Below are 18,573 nucleotides of genomic sequence, written 5' to 3'. Positions count from 1 at the left end.
ATCCAATCGTGTCATTTTCTCGTGCCGGACAGACCCTCACCTTGGGGAGGGGCCCAGAGGATCCCGTGCTACATATCTACGGGTCTACTGGTCTGGGCCTTGCTCCCTCTCATTTAGAGACCGTTGAACGCCTGGCCGATCACGGATCAGTTGTGGTCGGTCAGCGTTACACCGAACGTAAACTGTTTATTCCGATCTTCGCCCAATTCGACGGCGAAGGTGGCCTTACCGGGTGGCGAGGCGAACTCTATGCGCTTTTAGCCCCACATCTTGGGCCCGTTGATATTCATATTTACGACCCGGCCACAGACCGTCAACGCTACATTAGTGGGTATCTAGACTCTGGTCTTGAAGGGGATTTCGGGCAAAACTTTCACGGCAACTGGCAGACACTCGGGCTCACGTTTCGCTGTCCCGATCCGTGGTGGCAAGGGCCGGAGCGACTGCAAACATTCTCAGTTACCCCAAGTCGCAAACCGTTTATCTCCACAACCTCGCCGTTCTTCCCGGTCCTTTTGGCGGCCTCAACCGTGTTGGGTCGCTTTGATGTCACCATCGACGGCGATGGCCCGATCAACCCCGTCTGGGAGGTGATCGGCCCTGGACGCGACCTGGTGATCTCTAACGGTAGCGACCACCTCACCGTCAAGGGCGCATTTCCAGCTGGCCAGGTGGTGCGTTTTGATGGCCGCACTGATGACATTACCCCAGATCGCTGGGCTGATGTTGACGTGAACTCCACCATCTTTCCCCTCTCGCCGGGCCTAAACCGCCTAACTGTCACCCTGACCGACGCTGGGCCGGAATCCCTGGTGCGATTGACATACCGTGAACGCTATCTGGGAGGGATGTAAGTGAAGCCCTGGCTGATCGACCCTCAAGGCATTCGACGCGGACAGGTTGAAGCACTATCGGGTGACGCGGTGCTGCGTGACGCCGGGCTTGGCACCTATCAAATATCTGCCGTTTTGACAGAGCGCACCGCCGCAGTCGGTCCCGGATGGCGTCTACTTATTCCTGGCGTCACCTCGGGGCCGATTCGCTCTATTAGCACTGACGTGACACAGAATTTCGTAAAAGTGACATGGACCGGCGTATCTGAATTGGCATGCCTTGCCCACCGTGTCACACTGCCCGACCCGCTGCGCGCCCCAGATGCCCAGAGAACCGACTATTACCGGGCGACAGGCCGCGCAGAAACAGCTATCCGCAGTCTTGTTGACCTCAACGCTGGACCAAGTGCGCGCGAAGATCGTCGTACCCAGTTCTTGACGCTGCCCCCATCTAAAGCGCAGGGCAATGTTGTGACCGTACGGACCCGGCTTAAAAACCTGCTGGATGAATGCCGTCACCTCGCGCGAGAAGGCGGCGTCACCTTTGATGCTACCTGGGTTGGCGACCGTATCGAGTTTGTTGTACGGACTCCAAAAGACCTCTCGCGACAGGTTCGATTTGGCGGGAAAAAAGGCGGGCTCAAAAATGCATCCTGGAGCCTGAGCGCACCGACAACCACAGCTGTAGTCGTGGGCGGACAGGGCGAAGGGGCATCACGCACCCTCAAGGAATACATCCGCACCTCAACCTGGGGCCGTATCGAAACCTTTAAAGACCAACGCGACACGGATAAAGCTGAGGACTTAGATAAATCTGGGGAAAAGCAATTGGACGACGGCGCAGAATCGGCAACCGCAAACTTTTCTCTCGCCGAAGTGCCCGGACTGACGTACGGGGTTGACTACCAGCTCGGCGACATCGTCAGCGTCCACCTTGGCAACAGCACCCTTGCCAAACCGGTCCGTGAGGTTCATCTGACTTGGACCCCCACTGGACGAAACGCAGAAATATCGGTTGGTGATCACGACCAGGCGGATAACAAGCAACCAGCGTGGGTGAGCGAAGTGAAATCACTCAAAGCCCGCACCACAGAATTAGAGGTGATCTAATGGCGCAAACAAGCTTCCCAGTCCTGGAAAAGCCGCTGACTGACCAGCAGTGGGGGCAGGTTACGCTTGGACTTGGCAACGGCATCCTGTCTGAGGGTGGCGACCCCTACAACCTCACGGTCGACAACACCTCAAATCAGGGACGCCTCACCGTCGGCGCTAACGGCATGGCAAAAGCCATTGTGTACGGCTTTCAGCATCGCCTAGATGCCGTCTACAGCTTCGCCCTGCCCGCCGTCACGAAAGCAACAACCTACTATATCGGATTAACATATGATCCAACTCAGCACGCCCGAGCATCTGGCCCGGTAGCCGTCACGGCCACGACCGCAATCCCCGGCGGGTCAGGCAAGGTATATCTACCGCTATGGGAGGTGCGCCGCCTTCCGAACCAGCTGCTCACTGATGCTTCTCGGGTATCGCGACGCGCTTACATCTCGCCCACCCTCACGGTGGAGAATAAGAGCAATCTTCCACCTGCCACCAGTGTGCTGCGCGGGACACTCGTTACTGACTTTTCCACCTCCACGGTGTGGAGGGCCACTGATGGTGGGTGGAAGCCTGCTAATGCGCCGTGGCGAGTTGCGCCGCACGCTATGAATGGGTGGTCTCCTGACATGTTTTCCGGCGGGATCATCGTCTCGCACACCGATGACGGGCGCAGGCTATGTCAGATGCAGGTGTGGTTGCGCCGCACCGCCGAAGCTTTCACTCAAGGCTCTGACTTTATGGTGCACGGCAAGCTCATCCCGGACGAGTTATGTGACCCGAGCACCGATCTTGAATTACATGGATTTGCTGCCCTGGCAGGAAATCCAGGCTTATATAAGTTGCATCTTGGATCCGGGCAGATTTCGTGCCGCCTGACCTCTGGATCGACCGTGACGCGCGTCGGTGACGCGTGGGCATTTAGCGCAATGTGGACAACGCGGGGTGAGGAATGAGCACACCAGCCTGGGCCACTTCTGAGGGCATCACGTTCGGAACGGTCGGCGCAAACTTTGCCGTTATCCTCGGAGATGGCGGGGACGAGGATTTTTATCCCGATCAATCGAAAAATATTACCGGCACTATCGAGCTACATCCTTCGCACTCGCGTATCCCCAGCGCGAAAGGTTTTAGATTCCTCTGTCCGGTCCTGTGCGATGTGCGCGCGGGCCACATGATTGCCCCGGACGGCTCGAACACGCCGACCAGACTGGTCTCTACGGATATCGGCGGCACCTGGTGGTGGACTGCGAAATTTAATATCGCCCTCCAAAGAAGCAACAGCGAAGGCAAACGCCTCAGCATTCCCGATATCAGCTTCAAGTTGCCGGCAAATAAACATATTGACCTATTCCAGGTCGAAAAGCTGAGCGATTCGACGCCGTGGACGCCCGCCGTCTCGGAAGTGATTGACGCTCAAGCTGCCCGCATCGCTGCACTGGAGAACAGTCTGAAAACTCTCCAGGGTGAACACTCTGTACGTGTTCTCGAGCTTGCTCAACACCTTGACTCTGTGCGGAGCGGGACATGGGTGCAGGTGGCATCCCAGTACGCAACCCCCGAGATGGGGTATCCGCGCAACCTGGCCGGCCTACTCACGGCCACCTCGGCACCTAACGGCAACTTCATCTGGCAAACCTACGAAACCTACGGGACTTATCGCGAGGTGTATCAACGCGCGTTCTATAAGTCGGCAACAACCGAACTGTGGTCACCGTGGCAACGCATTGACGGGCTATCGGCCACACTGCCTGATACCGGGTGGCGCGATATCTCCAGCATCGCAAGGACAGCCTCGACTCAATGGAAACCGACCATCAAGATCAGACGGGTCGGTGTCATGGTCGGGATCAGCCTGCATGGCGAACAAACCGACGCCTTAAGCGGTCTGCGTTGGAGTCTTCCCAACGGGTTCCGACTCGAACAGGCCGCCGGTGAAATCGACACTCTCGGCCCCACCACTGAGGCCCGTTTTGATGCCTGGACGAACGGCGTGACGGCGTGGTCGATCACAGCTAAAACCAATGTGCGCGGCACGAGTTGGTTCACCACCCGCGACCCCTGGCCCACCAGCATGCCTGGCACCCCTGCCTAAAAGGAGAACTGTATGGACTTCACAAACTACGACGATGAACAGCTAGATGCTTTACGCATTGAGGTGCTGACCGAGCAAGAGCGCCGCGCACGAGCTAACGAACTACCCGAGCAGATTGCCGGACTGGTGCGCGAGGCCGTAGCAGCAGGGGCCCACCCGGACGCCCTGCTTGAAACCGTCAAGGACGCTATTGCGCCCACCGAAATGGAAGCCGCCGGCGTGATTAACACTGCCCGCAACCCCGAGACCGCCGATGTCTCTCTACGAGATAAGGACAACCCCGTATGAGTCAACTTGAGGACTATATAGCCACCCTGGTCCGCGAAACCGGTTACCGCGAAGGCCGGGGAAACGCCAATAAGTATTCCCGTGAGTTGGGGTTTCCCGCTGATTACTGGTGTTATGACTTCCTATCCTGGGGAGCCCGCAAGGTCGGCATCCCTGAGGCCAACTTCCCCTACTCCCGCTACGTACCCGACGCGGTAACCTGGGGCAAGCGGCACGGACGTTTTTACCAGGGGGCAAGCAACGTCCGACGCGGCGATTTACTGATCGTTGGTAAGGGCATGAACCATATTGAGCTTGCCCTATCCGGGGTGGGCTCCGATGGACGGATCGAACGCATCGGCGGAAACACCAACGATAACGGCAGCGCCAACGGTGACGGGGTCTATCACGACCGGTACCGGCGCGCATCCACCCTGTACGGCGCCGTACGCCCTATCTACGCCGGCGCATCTACTAATGGCTCTAGCGGCGGGGTGCTGGATGTACCCAAGACTCAGAGCGCACTGAACGAACTTGGGTACGGAAATCTCGCCGTCGATGGGGTGATCGGCCCCGCCACCCGCGCCGCGACCACCGCTTTTCAACACGATATGGGGATTGCTGCCGACGGCATCCCCGGACCTGACACACGCAAATATTTGGAGGATGCTATGAGCGCAATTGATGAGATAAACAGAAAGCTTGACGAGCTGCCTAATAAGGTGTGGCGCGGCCCGATGATTGCCCGCCGCTATGAGGGTGGCGCAGAGTACCCCGAGACCACGCTCGGGTCGATGACGGACCGGATTGTGCGTCAGCAATTACTCCCTTTGCGGGGACAGATCGCAGGCCTAAGTGAGGCTATTAGCCAGCTCATCAACGGTCAGAGCATTGACATGAAGGCCATTGAGGAGGCCGCAGAGCGTGGCGCACGCGAAGGCGCGGCCAAGGTGAGCGCCGAAGAGGTGGCAAATCATCTGACCGTTCAGGTAGCGACGGAGTGAGATGACCCTAAGCATTCTCGCCACTCAAGACAGTGTGTCCGATCTACTGACCGCCGTTGGTGGCCTTAGCGGGACGGTCACTGTGTTGGGTGGCGGGATTGCATGGGCGGTGACACGCGTGAGCACATCCAGACGACAACGCCGCGACGATGCTATTGAGGCGCAAAAACTTCGCGCAGAGCTTTACCTGGCCGAAGCCGAGAAGGTCAATATCACGCTCGAGGAGTGCCGGAAAATGCTCGCGCAAGCTAATAGTGACCGCTTGTCGTACTACCGGCAACTCATTGACCATGGTATTGAACCCGACCCGGCCTACAGGGAGGTGAGAAATGTCTGAACGCGATTTTAAAGATATTGAAGAGCGGGCAGAACAGACCATGCAGGCCGCAGGTCGGGCCGACAAGATTGAACGCATCATGGTGTGGGTCTTAACAATCCTTGTCATTGCCGGGCTAGCGGGCATGTCCATCATGGCTGTTGTGGTGTGGAACAACGGTAAAACCTTGCGCGAACGCGGCGAACAACTATCGCGCGCGCACGTCCAAGTCCAAGACGAAAGTCAAGCCAAACAAGATATCGCCCGGTCGGTAGCCGACCTGTGCGCCTCGGGCGCGATCAAACAAGACGCCCAGGGTAAGGCCGTGTGTCAAGAAGCGCAGAAAACCGCCGCTGAGACACCGAACACAAAGACCGTGGATACGACTGGAAACCGTGGACCTGTAGGGCCGCAAGGGCCACAAGGCATTCCGGGTAGTGATGGCGCGGTAGGTCCGGTTGGGCCTGCTGGTGCCCCTGGCATGCCCGGCCAGGCCGGTCCGGATGGTCAGCCCGGTGCAGACGGTAAAGACGGTGTGGCAGGGCCTCCCGGGCCACCAGGACCCCAAGGACCTGCTGGGCCTGCGGGTGAGACGGGTCCTGCCGGACGCGGACTCGTGAGCGCCACCTGTCACCCCGAGACCGGTCACTGGATTTTGACATGGAGTGATGAGACCGAAAGCGACGGCGGCCCCTGCCTGATCAAACTTCCCGCCGCCCCCACGCCGAGCCCGTCGCGCTAAACCAATCTCGCGCACCGCGGCATAACGCGCCTGCCTGCGCAAGCTCTACGTACACAGTGAAAGAAGGCACACCTATGTCTAATACGCACGTCGCGAACGATACAAATATTTTGCGCTCTGAGCCGGTGATCTCGGCCGCGACCATCACCGCCATTGTGGCCGCCCTCATTGCGCTTCTGATCGCGTTTGGTATCCCTATCAGCGAGGATCAGAAGGTGGCAATCCTTGGCCTGGTGGCCGTGATCGCGCCGATCATCGTGATGGTTGCCCGCAAGTACGTCACCCCGAACTCCAAGGTTCTCGAACACGTCAGCGACGGTGAAGTGATCGCAGGCCCAGCGAATGAGGCTGTACCGAACGGTGATGTGATTCGCCCGGTTGGATCGCTCACGCCGAAGCCGGACCCGGAGAACTGACATCGAGCGCCCCGCATCTCTAGATTGAGGTGCGGGGCGCTATTTTTATGTATGAGCTCAGGGTTGGTTGGACGCCAATGCCCCACCTTGGGCAAGTTGTGCAGCCTATGATTACGGGATGAGTAACCCCATAGCCCTAACAGGTGTTAGCAGGCACGCTAGGGACATCTTGTCGAGCAGGTCATGTTCCATGACGTGCTGTGCCGGTGACTTTGAGTGACTCCCCGCAGGCACGCAGGGCAAGGTTTAGCCGACATGACGGCTAAACCAAAACCTGAACAGTACACCCCGCCACCGCAAGCAGCCTGTACGGTCGAGACAACCCTGGTGGATATAGGTGACCACCTACAAATCGAGATTGTCCAGCACATCTATAGGGGGAAGGTTGTCCGCTTTGCCATTATGCTCTACTACGACGATGGTTCTGAACGCCTTGCAGAGGTGTCGCGCATCGACACCTGTCACGGGGCTGTGCATCGTCACCGCATGCGCGAAGGGATCGGAGATACTGGCGAAACGGATATTATACAATATATCCACGTAGACGGCACTGAATGGGACGTGGTTAACTCTATGTACGATTACGCGTTAGATCAAATGTTCGATCACGCACACGAGTACTTTCGGAGGTGGAAGCAGTGAAGGATGGGCGCGAACGGCTTGACGTGGCGCGTACGTTCGCAAAGCTAACCACCACGGCGGCGGGAAGGGAGTACCTCGCCCGCAACGGATGCGTCTCCCGAACCCCTGTGATTGCTGTCCTCTATGACGATCAGGTCGGGGATGTGATGCGGCGTGTAGATCGCCACATCCAGCACGGCGGTGCACAAAAATGCGTGATAGCCATGATCCATGCAGGGGAACTGGAAATCATTACCGCCACCCCATCCAAGGATAGAGCGGCTATGCAAGATGTGTCTCGATATGCATGCATTGGCATGCTCATTGAAGCAGTTAAGCGCAACAAGTCGTGGGAATGCTTCCGATTGACGGATACGCGCCTCGCCGCACCCCGAGTATCTTTCGGGGGCGATATGAAAGTTCCTGCACTGACTTAATCTACCCCTGCTCTGTTTTCAGAAGTAGAAACATGGCCGATAGATGGTCACGTGACAATGACCTAAAAGTAGTCTAGAGTGACGCTCAGCCCAGCAGGTTCCGCAAAAGTTTCCCCCACGGTTAGACGTAACCGCGGGGGTTCTTTTTGTGTCTGCATAATGGTGCGATTTATATGTAAGCGCAATCTTGGCGGCCAGAAATCCGCACGCAGGCGACCTCGGCCGCCGGTGTTGACATGCCAAACGCATTGCCAAAACTCGGCCAAGTTGGATATTCTTGCTGCATGAGGTACATGGAAACGCATCAATGGCTGACCTTCCAGTACGCCCCGAAGGTCAGCATGTTGTGGGCAAAGCTCGGCGAAGCGTTCTCTAAGAACCAGCACCTCGCAGGTATTCCGCTACCCCCTGCACTGGCAAACGCTTTGGCCTCAGTGGTTCTCACCAAAGGTGCGCTAGCCACTACTGCGATTGAGGGAAACGCTCTGTCCGAAGAGGATGTCGACGCAATTATCAATAGGGGGCACAGGCTCCCTGCATCGCAGGAATATCTCGAAGTCGAAATACGAAATATCGTTAAAGCACTCGCAGTCATTGACGAATCGGGGCGACAAGGGAACGGATTCCGACTCTCTGAAGCATGGATTAAAGAACAAAATGCCAGCGTCTTACAGGGCCTTGAGCATGATGGTCATGTAGCGCCTGGCGAGTACACGACCACCAATTTAATTGTCGGCAACATTTATCGGGGGGCACCGCCGGAAGAGCTTGATTTCCTCATGAGCAAGTTATGTTCATGGCTTAATGAAGCTTTCATTGCTCCATCACAAGATAAATCCCAGTCGGATGACATGCGATTCTATAACGCCGTGTTCGCTGCCCTCCTTGCCCATCTTTACCTTGTATGGATTCACCCCTTTGGAGATGGCAACGGACGCACCGCCCGACTTGTTGAGGTGGCGATTCTAGCGCACTCAGGCGTTGTTCCCTGGATTGCGTCGAATCTGCTTTCTGATTTCTATAATCGCACCCGGACCCGCTATTATGAACGACTTGCAGCGGCGTCACGAGAAAACGACCTGGACGGCTTTATTCTCTACGCGGTTGAGGGGTATGTCGATATGCTTCGCGAACACATTGACACCGTAAAGGCTCATCAGGTTCGTATCGCATGGATTAACTATGTACATGAGCGTCTTCGTAACGAACCTTCCGGGCCCACCAAAGAGCGTCGGCGAGATTTGGTGTTAGCGCTCCCAATCGATGAAGAGACGCCTAAAAAATCAATGCGGCATCTTACTACCCGAATAGCCGAGATGTACGCTGGGCGCGAAGACCGCACTATAGCTCGCGACCTGAATGCGCTAGAGAAGCTTGGCCTTGTCGTAAAGCGCAAAGGCGGATACATCCCTTGCGCGTTTATTATGAATGCATTTATGCCTTTACAGCAGTATTCGCCAGAGCTGCCAAACTAGACGGCTTGAAAAAGAACCCCTACGGTTAGACGTAACCGTGGGGGTTCTTTTTGTTTACGCTGCGCTATGGATAGTCCAAACCCTCACCCAGTGCCAGGGCAATACGTTCCAGCATCACGCCGCCCGTTCGACAGTAGACCTCAGCGAGGACATGTCTAGCGCGCAGTATCGTTGGGTGGTGGCATGAGGGAGCGTGTCAATCGTCCTCTGGGGCTTCCTTGCCAGTCTCAAGCCAGTGCAACGAAACGCCGGTAACTAACGCCCACGCCAGCACGACAGTTCGGCGAGGCTCAACAGCCCCTCTCTCTGCATTGCTCACGGTTCCGCGCGAGACACCCAAGCGGATTGCCATGGCGCTTTGATCTAGCCCCAAGAGTTCACGCGCCTTGCGCAGCCGGTCTGCCTTGGTGAAGTTAGGGATCGTCCCTTCGGTGAGGTTATTAGGCACCCAACGTTCCTGTCGCGTAGAGGGTTAACCAATTTCTGGCTTTCCTGTTCTGAGCCATTCTGCGTCAATTCCACAGGCCCACGCCCACAACCTGATGGTTGCGCGCGTCGGCCTTCCGTCGCCCCGTTCTGCACGGCTTACGGTGGCCATGCCAATTCCAGCCCGCTCCGCAAGGCCTTCCTGGCTAAAATTTGCATACTCGCGCGCCGCTCGCAGACGTATCGGGAGTGTATTAATCTGAAGGATTACCCCCTTATTCCGGTCGTCAAACACTCGATAGTCCTATCTGGTAGAAATTTAGCTAGTTATGATTTAAACCATCATTACAGGGTTGCGGTCGGCCCGTTCTAAGCCAATGCGAATCAACGCCGCAGGCCCAGGCAATCAAGGTGAGAGTGCGTTTAGTCGGCGTCCTGTAGCCACGCTCTGCCGCCCCTAGCGTTCCTCGTGCCACCCCAGCCTTATCGGCCAGTTCACCTTGTTCCAATCCGGCGTACTCGCGCGCGGCACGTATGCGCACTGGAAGAGTGTTGATCTGGGGTATCACTCCTCGGTTTCGATCATCGGACACTTGTTATTCCTATCCTTCGTAGAGTCAGCTAACTCTTGGCTACGGCTTAAGTCTCCCTGTACTTAACCAACAAGCATCAACGCCACAGGCCAATGCCCAGACTGTGATCGTTGCGCTAGATGGGGCGCTGTGCCCGTTCTCGGCGGCACTGATGGTGGCCCGTGAGATACCGGCCTTAATGGCTAGTTCAGTCTGCCCAAGGTCCGCATACTCTCGCGCTGCCCGCAAACGATTCGTGAGCGTGTTCATTTCGGGCACAACCCCTGTCCCGGGTAGATTTTCCATGAAAAAACGGTAGACGTTTGTCTGATCTCATGCAAGCGTGAATAACGCTCGACTTGGAGTGGGGGAGGAGCGTGGAGTTCGCCATACATCTAGGCCGCCGCTGCCCGCGCGGCCTCGCGAACCTTATCGCGCGACATTCGCACATAACGCCTAGTGGTGTCGAGCCGGGCGTGGCCGAGTAGTTCCGCGACCACAAGAATGTCCCCAGCACCTTCATAGACCTTCGTACCGTACCTATGGCGCAGGGTGTGGGCCGTCCAGATTCCGGGGATGGCCTCGCTCAGGAGTTTGGTAACGTGGCCGGGGGAGAGGTGCCCGTCTGTGCGACCAGGAAATAGCCACCCCTCGCAGCGGCGTATCGCATGTTCTAGTACGGGATCATTGATGGGTACGAGCCGCGTTTTCCCTCCCTTGCCGAGTACTCGCAACTCCTCGCCTTCGAGGTCGTTGTGATGAATGCGGGATATCTCACATGCCCTCAGTCCGTGGTAAGCGCCTGCCCGGATCATGAGGTCTAGACGCCGGTCTGCGAGAGATAGAGCCTTGCGCACGATGTCCTCCGGTGTCGGTCGGGCACATCTCGGCGGAACGTGAACTGTGGGCAATCCCACACTTGGATCTGTTTCGATCCGTCCGGTACCGTGCCCCCATCGGTAAAATGAACATATGACGGATCGGGCACTTTTGCGCGTTTCCGCTTCCCAGAACCGATTTGAGAGAACCTTTAGAAGGTCGGAATGTTGCGCTGACCAGGGACTACGGACGTGGCGCTGGATCTGTCTTAGGTAGTGTCGGTGAATCCTGATCGTTCCGTCTGCTCTGCCCGCTGCTCTGAGGGCAATGACGTAATGGCGCTCAGCATCTATCCAGTTTTCATTCATGTGGGGATCATGCAGCGACAGGAGTCCTTACCGGTCGAGCTGCATATGATCGTGATCTTTTCGTTATCGGTCTGACCTGCAAGAACTTGTAACCGAACGGTTGTTGGTTCGAGTCCAACCGCGGGAGCATATGGGTCCCGTCGCCATCAGGTGACGGGACCCTTCCTGTTTCTATCCAGTACAGCGGTACACCAGTTGCTAATGCCCACGCGCGCACTATGATGCGCCTGGGGGAGTTCACCCCACGCTCGGCAGTGCTCACAGTGTTGCGAGCCACTCCTAGCCTTTCGGCAAGCTCAGCCTGTTCAAGTCCAGCACACTCACGTGCTTTGCGGAGTCGGTCTGCCTTCGTAAATTCGGGGGATTCCCCACTCCCCTGGATCGATAATCATGCGCCAGGCTTAGCGATTATCAACGGCACTCGCAAGGCGTTGCCACTTAGTCTTACGTGCGTAGGAGTGTGGCCTAAAGGCTGTCGCACGACAGATTCATGACCGCGCAAGATGTAGCAGCGCCCGTTTCGGAGGGAACTAAGTGATGACCCCATGTCCATATCTTGCGGTGTCCACGAGGAGGCGCTACGAGTTTGCGGTAGGTGGTTGCGAATACGGCTGAACTTGCCTACCAACGGGCACACAAGGAAGCGCAGAACCTCCTATATGTGTGTGGGTTGAAAGCTCCCTATCAACATTCGACAGGGTGAGTATGGAAGATATGGCCGAACGCTTTAAGGTGACCATTCACGCCGTGCAGCAACTCACCCTTGAGCTCTATCAAAATCCTCTCTAGGGGCTCCATCTAGAAATTTGTCATGTTCCATCGCCTTTGAAAGGTAAGTGACACCCTTTGACCGTTACTCTAACCAACCTTTTGCCAGCGCAGACGCCCATCTTTTGCGGGTTTGCAGACCATAGGCTTCCCTTTCTTGGTGACTCCGACGCCGCCTGAGCAAAATGCTCCAGGCTTCACGAAAACTTTTTCGGACCGATCCGGACTAGGTTTGGGGTGTGGCGCGGTAGGTTCCTTGGGTGCGGGATTGGGCCTCGGGGCAACTGGTGCTCGCCCAGGGTTAGGTTTCGGGTCAATCGGAGCAGGGACCTCCTGTGGGAGAGTCGACACCGGTGGTGGGGGAGTGCCCACTGATGGTGTGGGAGTCGGTGTCGATGGCGCGGGTGTCTCTACCAATGGCGTGGGTGCAGGTGATGGCGAGACGGTCGGTGATGGCGAGACGATTGGTGATGGGGATACAGTCGGTGATGGGGAGGCGGTCGGTGTCGGGACTAGGAGCGCACTGATGAGGAGCAGTGTGAACATAGAAACAAAGAGCGTGCCACCGCAACCGAGGCATCCAGCTACCGTGGACGCGGTTTTAAGATGGTTTCGTGCCCAGAAGCCTACCGATTTGAGTCGATTATTCATAGCGCATCCTTGTCGCTTTATATGGTGGTATGCATACTCTCATGTCAGAGCTGGGACAAGTAACCATCATGTAGCACATGGCTCATGCCCTGTGTCTCGCTTTTACGAATCTCTATCTCTTCCCGGCGGGGATGCTGTGCCCGTTCTCGGGGACACTGGTAGCCGGCGAGATATCGGCTTTGATGTCTAGTTCCGTCTGTCCAGGTTCCGCATATTCACAGGCAGTTCTTGGTTGGATAGTGGGAGTGTATATTTCAGGTATACCCCTTTACTGGATAGATTCCCTATAAAACATGTCAGATATGTATCTGATTTCCTGCAAGTGTGAATAGCGTGAGATTAGGTCGGGAGAAGTGTCTATTCGTGAGGTCAGGAAACAGTCCCCATCGCATCGATGTATGCCCGTTTCAGTACGGGACCATTGGCTGGCGCGAGCCATGTTTTGTCGCCCTTGCCGAGAGCCCTACAGTTCTGCGCTTGATCGATATCTGACTGGACTATTCTATTTTACGCAATTTGCGGTAAACATGCTATATCTCAGTTCCTGTGCAGTGTTGATGCATGGCTAAAGTTTCATCGGCTCCCGAGCAAGCGGGTGATACTCGCTGCTGTTCAGGGGATGCGGACGAGGATAACCTGGATCTAATGCACGATGTTGTTTAGAGCCACTTCTCACAAAGAGACTTGCGCCAAAACTGGTGATGGTTGGCGCCGTCAGTGAACATGAGAATGCAGAGTTCATTATCTGTCAAAATCGAATCTTCTTTAAGTTTATTTTTTGTGTAGTAATCTATGATTGGCGCAGGAGCCGGACTGGACATAATTGATAAATGCGAACAGGCGGATCGGTATAGATAAGCGTTAATGTCGAGAGTAAAAGTATACCGCTAATCAAAATGATATGGCTAGATATATCCTAACCCAAGAAATGGATTTATTAGACATCCTTGTTTAATATTCCCTTCAATAAAGGGTTTAGAGACAGCCTAGTGAAGATGATTATTCTCACTATAATTCTTCTTGGGTAAAGGTAAATTTGCCTTAAATTTTTGTGTATTTTGATCGGTGTATCTCATGGACTTTCGGTTGAGGATTTTAGTGTTTTATCAGTTCATAATTTTAGAAGCTATCATCACCATTTCTCATGTGGTGACATGGCATCGGCTCTACGCTTCTAATGCATGATGGTATCGCAAGACGCGAGTGGGCGTAGGTTAACAGGTAATATCAACTATCAGGTTCTGGCTCGGCGGTCCACCTGATATGACGCCTAGTGATGCAGCTTCTATGCTCTCATAGAACGGCTAGTGCGCATGGTATTCAATAGTTGCCGACACGAGATACCTATAGCCGTTTCACTAATATCTTTCACAGAGTGGTAGGAGTATTGAAACCCCGTTCGGTCCAACAGGACGGGGTTTCTATGTTCATCGTCAGTCAGTGAGCGTCGATGCACCAGCGTGAGTATCGACGACACAAGCCCATGCCCGCGGCGGCACCACGAATATGGGCCTGCATCCCAGGCCTGAACTCCAGCCACTAAGCCATTAGCTAAGCCTTTGAAGCTCAGCGACGATCAGAGGCTCTAAAATATGGGGGCGAAACTCTCGGTCGCATCCCGGAATCCACCATTGAAATTCGAGGTCTGGTTCCGTACTGGCGGGCGGGGCTGATCCGATTTGAGGAGCACCTATTCTGAAATAGAATTCGATGGAGTGGAAAGGGGCACTGTTGAGCTCGAAGAAGTTCTCTAAAACGGTGAGCTGTTCACCGACTTCGATATCAATTCCGAGTTCTTCGTTGAATTCTCGCCACAGTGCATCTTTAGCGTACTCCCCAAACTCTACCTGGCCGCCGGGTAGTGCCCAGTGGTGGTCATTGACTTTTCTTTGAACGAGGATTCCGTTGTTAGTCGCGAGAATTCCAGCGGCTCGGACTCTAATCGTAGGGTTGTTCATTATATTCCTGTCTTTGGTGTCGTGAAGTCATTGTTGGCATGGGTGAATGTGTTTTTTGGTATCCGGTATCGTTTAGCGTGCGGGCTCTTGAAACGCTGGTCATTTCCCTGGTGTCGTTGATGACGCATTTTAAAAGGGTGAGAGTTTCCGTATGTAGCAAATGGCTGTACCGACATGCCGGTGTCAGTATCTCAATGTTTCGGTGACTGTGACTATTTCTGCAACTCGGTTAGCGCTACATCATGGTATCAAACGTCTCTAGGGGTCAAATATCGTAACACGCTCGAATGGGCGGGTATCGCCAAGATCAGCGGGTCGCATACGGGAAGATCGCGATGGTGTGTGAAGCTAGTTGAGAAGAGGGGGCTTGCGTAGCAGCCATGCTATGTCCGCCTAGCTCATAGCGTGACTGCTCATTGAAGCTTCTAAGCCTGGCAGGTGTTCATGAGGAGGGTGTTTGTCCACCGACTGGTCCTCGGGAGACGCTAGTCATAGTGCAGCTGGATATTGCGTGATAGATATGAATGCGGCATAGAACCGAGAGATCACCTGTCTAGCGCAGGCCAGTTCCAGCAAGGAGAGCATACGTGGCTCATCGCCCTATCCGTATCATCGGTGATCCTGTTTTGCGCACGCCATGCGAAGAGATTACGGACATCACCGAGGGGGTCCGGCAGCTGGTCCGCGATCTGTGTGAGAACGTCGACGATGAAGGTCGAGCGGGTTTAGCCGCCAACCAAATTGGGGTCGGTCTCAGAGCTTTTTCGTGGAATCTCGCGGGGGAGATCGGCTATATCCTGAACCCTCGCATCGTCGAACTATCTGATGAGATTCAAGATGGGGAAGAAGGATGCCTTTCCTTGCCAGGGCTCTGGTATCCCACCCGTCGTGCCCAGTACGCGCGTGCGATCGGTGTCGACCTGGATGGTCGAGAGGTCGTGCTGGAAGGAGAGGAGATCGTCGCACGACTGATTCAGCATGAATGCGACCATCTCGACGGTTTCCTATATATCGATCGATTAGAACGCTCTCAGAAAAAGAAAGCGTTGCGAGCCATTAGAGAAAAGTTCTAGGCTTGATCTAAACCTGGGAAGGATAGCCCTTCACCGCACCGATTCGTTGGGGAAGACGCATCGGACAGGAAGGGACACCATGACCCAGGGGATGCTCTATATCCACTCCGCGCCGCGTGCCCTCACCCCGCACATTGATTGGGCGGCCAGCGGAGTACTTGGTGTGCCTGTACGCCTGATATGGCGCGAACAGCCCATTGAACATGGCCTGGTGCACGCCGAAACGTCCTGGCGAGGCCGGGAAACGACCGGGGCAGCCCTGGCCAGCGCTCTGCGCGGCTGGGACGATCTTCGTTTTGAGGTGACGCAGGAACCCTCGATGCACGCCGATGGTGCCCGTTGGTGTCATACCCCCGACCTCGGTATTTTCTATGCGGCGATGGACCGTGCGGGAAACACGGTGCTGACTGAGGACCAGGTTCGCTCATGTATCGAACACAGCAAACGCGATCCGCTCTCACTCACCGAGCGTTTGAACCTCGCGTTAGGGGCGCCGTGGGATGAAGAACTGGAAGTTTATCGCCATGCTGGGGACGGAGTGCGCATGAGGTGGCTGCATCGGGTCGGCTAATTGCTGGCTAAATCTCCCCGGCATGCTTTCCGCTCTTTTCAAGGTTGCTGGGATATCGGTGACCGCATTTATGGCCCCCGATCATCTGCTGTATACCGTATAGCCTTCGGTCTATGAGCGGACAGTATCCGGTATACGATGGCGCCACACCCGTTATATGACGTTATCCGTTATATGGCCGAACCCTATATACATATCGCGGAGCACCCCTCTCATGGAGGTGCTCCGCGATGTATTGGCCCTCGCGGGCCTTAACAGCCCGCGAGCCAGACGATCCGGCTGGCTAGAACAGCCCGGTTAAACTGTCCAATCGAGACTAAGAGGCCAGCTAAAACCGGAGCCTAAACAGGAGAACTAGCCCTTAACCAGATGGAAGTTGACCTTAAACAGGTAGAACTAGACCCTAGCCAGCTGAAATTAGAGCTTAGGCAGTAGTCATAATCAGCGCGATATCATGTCCGCCGAAACCGAATGCATTGTTCAGCACGGCGATGTCGCCCGATGGAAGCTCACGCGGTGCACCGTTGGCGATATCCATGTGGACCTCAGGGTCGAGGTTTTCGATATTGATCGTCGGAGGAGCAACCCGGTGATGGGCCGCCAGCACCGCGAAGATGGTCTCTAAAGCGCCGGCGCCACCGAGCAAGTGGCCGGTCATGGATTTCGTGGAGGACACCACAATCTGGTCGGTCTGCCCGTCGAAAGCGGTGCGAATCGCGTTGAGTTCACCAATATCGCCCAGAGGGGTCGAGGTTCCGTGAGAGTTCACGTGAACGACGTCCTTCGGCGAGATATCGGCAAGAGCGAGTGCCTCCCGCATGGCGCGTGCCTGGCCATCCTCATCGGGCGCGGCGATGTGGTAGGCATCTGAGGCCATACCACGGCCTGCGACGTAGGCGTACATACGGGCCCCGCGAGCCTGGGCGTGTTCCTCGGATTCGAGAACCAAAATGCCGGAGCCCTCCGCGAGGACAAAGCCGTCGCGATCGCGGTCATAGGGTCGTGATGCCGTTGCCGGATCGTCGCGACGGGTAGATAGTGCCCGCATATTAGCGAATGCGGCCAGCGGCAGCGGATGGATGCAGGCTTCGGCGCCGCCGCAAATCACCATGTCAGCACGGCCTGAACGGATCATATCCGCAGCGTGGGCGACGGCTTCCGCGCCGGTTGCACAGGCTGAGACCGGAGTATGTGCGCCCGCCTTAGCGCCGAATTCAATTTCAATGTGTGCGGTGGACGAGTTCGCCATCAGCATCGGCACGGTAAAGGGATTTACGCGACGGGCACCCTTTTCGCGGACTACATCCCACTGATCGAGGAGGGTCCATACGCCGCCGATTCCGCTACCGACGACAACACCCAGGCGGGTGGGGTCAACGTCAGGAGTCCCGGCGTCGCGCCAAGCTTCCCGAGCCGCGATGAGAGCGTATTGCCCGACGGGGTCGAGCTTCTTTGACTCCGGTCGCGATAGAACGGTTAAGGGGTCTCCCGCAACAGAACAGGCGAAGTTGACGGACAGGCCGTACGCCTCAGTCCAGTCGTTCTCTAGCGTCCGGGCGCCACTGGTTCCCGCCAGAGCGGCTTTCCAGGTCGAATCAACGTCGGTTCCGAGGGGATTGAACGTGCCGAGGCCGGTGATAGCAACTCGACGGGGCGTGGTGGTCATTCGGTGCTCCTGTGTCTAGGCGACGCCCGCACACCGGGGCGGGGAGGGAAAGCGGGGTTAATACGTTTGCGGCGGGAAGACGTAGGCCTCCCCGCCGCCACTGCGGCCTATGCCGCTATTCCCGGGGAGGTGTGCCCCGGGCTAGGTCTTAGGCCTGAGCCGAGTTGATGTACTTGACGGCGTCTCCCACGGTGTTGAGGTTCTTCACCTCATCGTCGGGGATGCGCACGTCGAACTTTTCCTCAGCATTGACGACGATGGTCATCATCGAGATCGAGTCGATGTCGAGGTCGTCGGTGAAGGACTTGTCCATCTGGACGTCCTCGGTGGCGACACCGGTCTCCTCGTTCACGATCTCTGCGAGTCCGGCGAGGATCTCGTTCTCCGAGTGTGCCAT

At 56.1% G+C, this 18,573-nt stretch carries 23 protein-coding genes; 14 read left to right on the top strand and 9 right to left on the bottom strand.

Annotated elements, in window-relative coordinates:
- Window positions 1-8 precede the first annotated feature (8 nt).
- The 12 genes from BN1724_RS02625 (at window position 9) to BN1724_RS02570 (ending at window position 9,304) form a co-directional block, all read left to right on the top strand.
- Complete coding sequence (locus tag BN1724_RS02625) at window positions 9-854, top strand: phage distal tail protein (protein WP_172797068.1); 846 nt, start codon at window positions 9-11, stop codon at window positions 852-854.
- Entirely contained in the window at window positions 855-1,943 is a 1,089-nt protein-coding gene (locus BN1724_RS02620) for a Gp37-like protein (RefSeq protein ID WP_058234113.1), read from the top strand.
- Complete coding sequence (locus tag BN1724_RS02615; protein ID WP_058234112.1) at window positions 1,943-2,887, top strand: hypothetical protein; 945 nt, start codon at window positions 1,943-1,945, stop codon at window positions 2,885-2,887. Before BN1724_RS02620 ends, BN1724_RS02615 begins: the two co-directional genes overlap by 1 nt.
- Window positions 2,884-4,026, top strand: a complete 1,143-nt coding sequence (locus BN1724_RS02610; protein ID WP_058234111.1) for a pyocin knob domain-containing protein — start codon at window positions 2,884-2,886, stop codon at window positions 4,024-4,026. Before BN1724_RS02615 ends, BN1724_RS02610 begins: the two co-directional genes overlap by 4 nt.
- A gap of 12 nt (window positions 4,027-4,038) precedes the next feature.
- A complete protein-coding gene (locus BN1724_RS02605; RefSeq protein WP_058234110.1) occupies window positions 4,039-4,314 on the top strand; it encodes a hypothetical protein in 276 nt (91 codons plus the stop codon).
- On the top strand, window positions 4,311-5,297 hold the full coding sequence (locus BN1724_RS02600; RefSeq protein WP_058234109.1) for a peptidoglycan-binding domain-containing protein: 987 nt from the start codon (window positions 4,311-4,313) through the stop codon (window positions 5,295-5,297). Before BN1724_RS02605 ends, BN1724_RS02600 begins: the two co-directional genes overlap by 4 nt.
- 1 nt (window position 5,298) lies before the next feature.
- The gene (locus tag BN1724_RS02595; protein WP_058234108.1) at window positions 5,299-5,634 is read left to right on the top strand and encodes a hypothetical protein; all 336 of its coding nucleotides are present in this window, start codon (window positions 5,299-5,301) and stop codon (window positions 5,632-5,634) included.
- Window positions 5,627-6,355 (top strand): collagen-like triple helix repeat-containing protein, encoded by a 729-nt coding sequence (locus BN1724_RS02590; protein WP_058234107.1) that lies wholly within the window; start codon window positions 5,627-5,629, stop codon window positions 6,353-6,355. The genes BN1724_RS02595 and BN1724_RS02590 overlap by 8 nt, the downstream gene beginning before the upstream one ends.
- A 74-nt stretch (window positions 6,356-6,429) precedes the next feature.
- A complete protein-coding gene (locus tag BN1724_RS02585; protein WP_058234106.1) occupies window positions 6,430-6,771 on the top strand; it encodes a hypothetical protein in 342 nt (113 codons plus the stop codon).
- A 255-nt stretch (window positions 6,772-7,026) separates the two neighbouring features.
- Window positions 7,027-7,413 (top strand): DUF7718 family protein, encoded by a 387-nt coding sequence (locus BN1724_RS02580; protein WP_058234105.1) that lies wholly within the window; start codon window positions 7,027-7,029, stop codon window positions 7,411-7,413.
- Window positions 7,401-7,829, top strand: coding sequence for a hypothetical protein (locus BN1724_RS02575; RefSeq protein WP_157085718.1), 429 nt, complete (start codon window positions 7,401-7,403; stop codon window positions 7,827-7,829). Before BN1724_RS02580 ends, BN1724_RS02575 begins: the two co-directional genes overlap by 13 nt.
- 284 nt (window positions 7,830-8,113) lie before the next feature.
- Entirely contained in the window at window positions 8,114-9,304 is a 1,191-nt protein-coding gene (locus BN1724_RS02570) for a Fic family protein (RefSeq protein ID WP_058234103.1), read from the top strand.
- A 196-nt stretch (window positions 9,305-9,500) separates the two neighbouring features.
- On the opposite strand, the gene BN1724_RS02565 is transcribed toward BN1724_RS02570, so the two are convergent.
- The 7 genes from BN1724_RS02565 to BN1724_RS02545 form a co-directional block, all read right to left on the bottom strand.
- Window positions 9,501-9,752 carry a helix-turn-helix domain-containing protein gene (locus BN1724_RS02565; protein ID WP_058234102.1) on the bottom strand — a complete coding sequence of 84 codons (252 nt, stop codon included), beginning with the start codon at window positions 9,750-9,752 and terminating at the stop codon, window positions 9,501-9,503.
- Window positions 9,753-9,776: 24 nt separating this feature from the next.
- The gene (locus BN1724_RS13540; protein ID WP_058234101.1) at window positions 9,777-10,025 is read right to left on the bottom strand and encodes a helix-turn-helix domain-containing protein; all 249 of its coding nucleotides are present in this window, start codon (window positions 10,023-10,025) and stop codon (window positions 9,777-9,779) included.
- Window positions 10,026-10,053: 28 nt separating this feature from the next.
- The gene (locus BN1724_RS13535; protein WP_407919310.1) at window positions 10,054-10,272 is read right to left on the bottom strand and encodes a helix-turn-helix transcriptional regulator; all 219 of its coding nucleotides are present in this window, start codon (window positions 10,270-10,272) and stop codon (window positions 10,054-10,056) included.
- Between the two features lie 90 nt (window positions 10,273-10,362).
- Window positions 10,363-10,572: a helix-turn-helix transcriptional regulator gene (locus BN1724_RS13530; protein WP_407919309.1), complete on the bottom strand. Its 210-nt coding sequence runs from the start codon at window positions 10,570-10,572 to the stop codon at window positions 10,363-10,365.
- Window positions 10,573-10,697: 125 nt separating this feature from the next.
- Window positions 10,698-11,159: a tyrosine-type recombinase/integrase gene (locus BN1724_RS13175; protein ID WP_058234100.1), complete on the bottom strand. Its 462-nt coding sequence runs from the start codon at window positions 11,157-11,159 to the stop codon at window positions 10,698-10,700.
- Between the two features lie 337 nt (window positions 11,160-11,496).
- Window positions 11,497-11,871, bottom strand: a complete 375-nt coding sequence (locus BN1724_RS13525; protein WP_084252687.1) for a helix-turn-helix transcriptional regulator — start codon at window positions 11,869-11,871, stop codon at window positions 11,497-11,499.
- Window positions 11,872-14,455: 2,584 nt separating this feature from the next.
- Entirely contained in the window at window positions 14,456-14,866 is a 411-nt protein-coding gene (locus BN1724_RS02545; RefSeq protein WP_058234098.1) for an NUDIX domain-containing protein, read from the bottom strand.
- A gap of 587 nt (window positions 14,867-15,453) precedes the next feature.
- Between BN1724_RS02545 and def the strand changes: the two genes are divergently transcribed.
- Together def and BN1724_RS02535 are read left to right on the top strand one after the other, a co-directional pair.
- A complete protein-coding gene (gene def, locus BN1724_RS02540) occupies window positions 15,454-15,939 on the top strand; it encodes a peptide deformylase (protein ID WP_058234097.1) in 486 nt (161 codons plus the stop codon).
- Window positions 15,940-16,018: 79 nt separating this feature from the next.
- On the top strand, window positions 16,019-16,510 hold the full coding sequence (locus BN1724_RS02535) for a DUF3145 domain-containing protein (protein ID WP_058234096.1): 492 nt from the start codon (window positions 16,019-16,021) through the stop codon (window positions 16,508-16,510).
- 424 nt (window positions 16,511-16,934) lie between these two features.
- Here BN1724_RS02535 and BN1724_RS02530 read toward each other — a convergent pair whose 3' ends face one another.
- Together BN1724_RS02530 and BN1724_RS02525 are read right to left on the bottom strand one after the other, a co-directional pair.
- Window positions 16,935-18,176, bottom strand: coding sequence for a beta-ketoacyl-[acyl-carrier-protein] synthase family protein (locus BN1724_RS02530; protein ID WP_058234095.1), 1,242 nt, complete (start codon window positions 18,174-18,176; stop codon window positions 16,935-16,937).
- A 148-nt stretch (window positions 18,177-18,324) separates the two neighbouring features.
- Window positions 18,325-18,573 (bottom strand): acyl carrier protein, encoded by a 249-nt coding sequence (locus tag BN1724_RS02525; protein ID WP_058234094.1) that lies wholly within the window; start codon window positions 18,571-18,573, stop codon window positions 18,325-18,327.

Origin of the sequence: Devriesea agamarum, from assembly GCF_900070355.1 — a bacterium.
GTDB classification, from domain to species: Bacteria; Actinomycetota; Actinomycetes; order Actinomycetales; family Dermabacteraceae; genus Devriesea; species Devriesea agamarum.
Note: the sequence above shows the minus strand (reverse complement) of the source record. Positions and strands in the feature narration are given on the sequence as shown.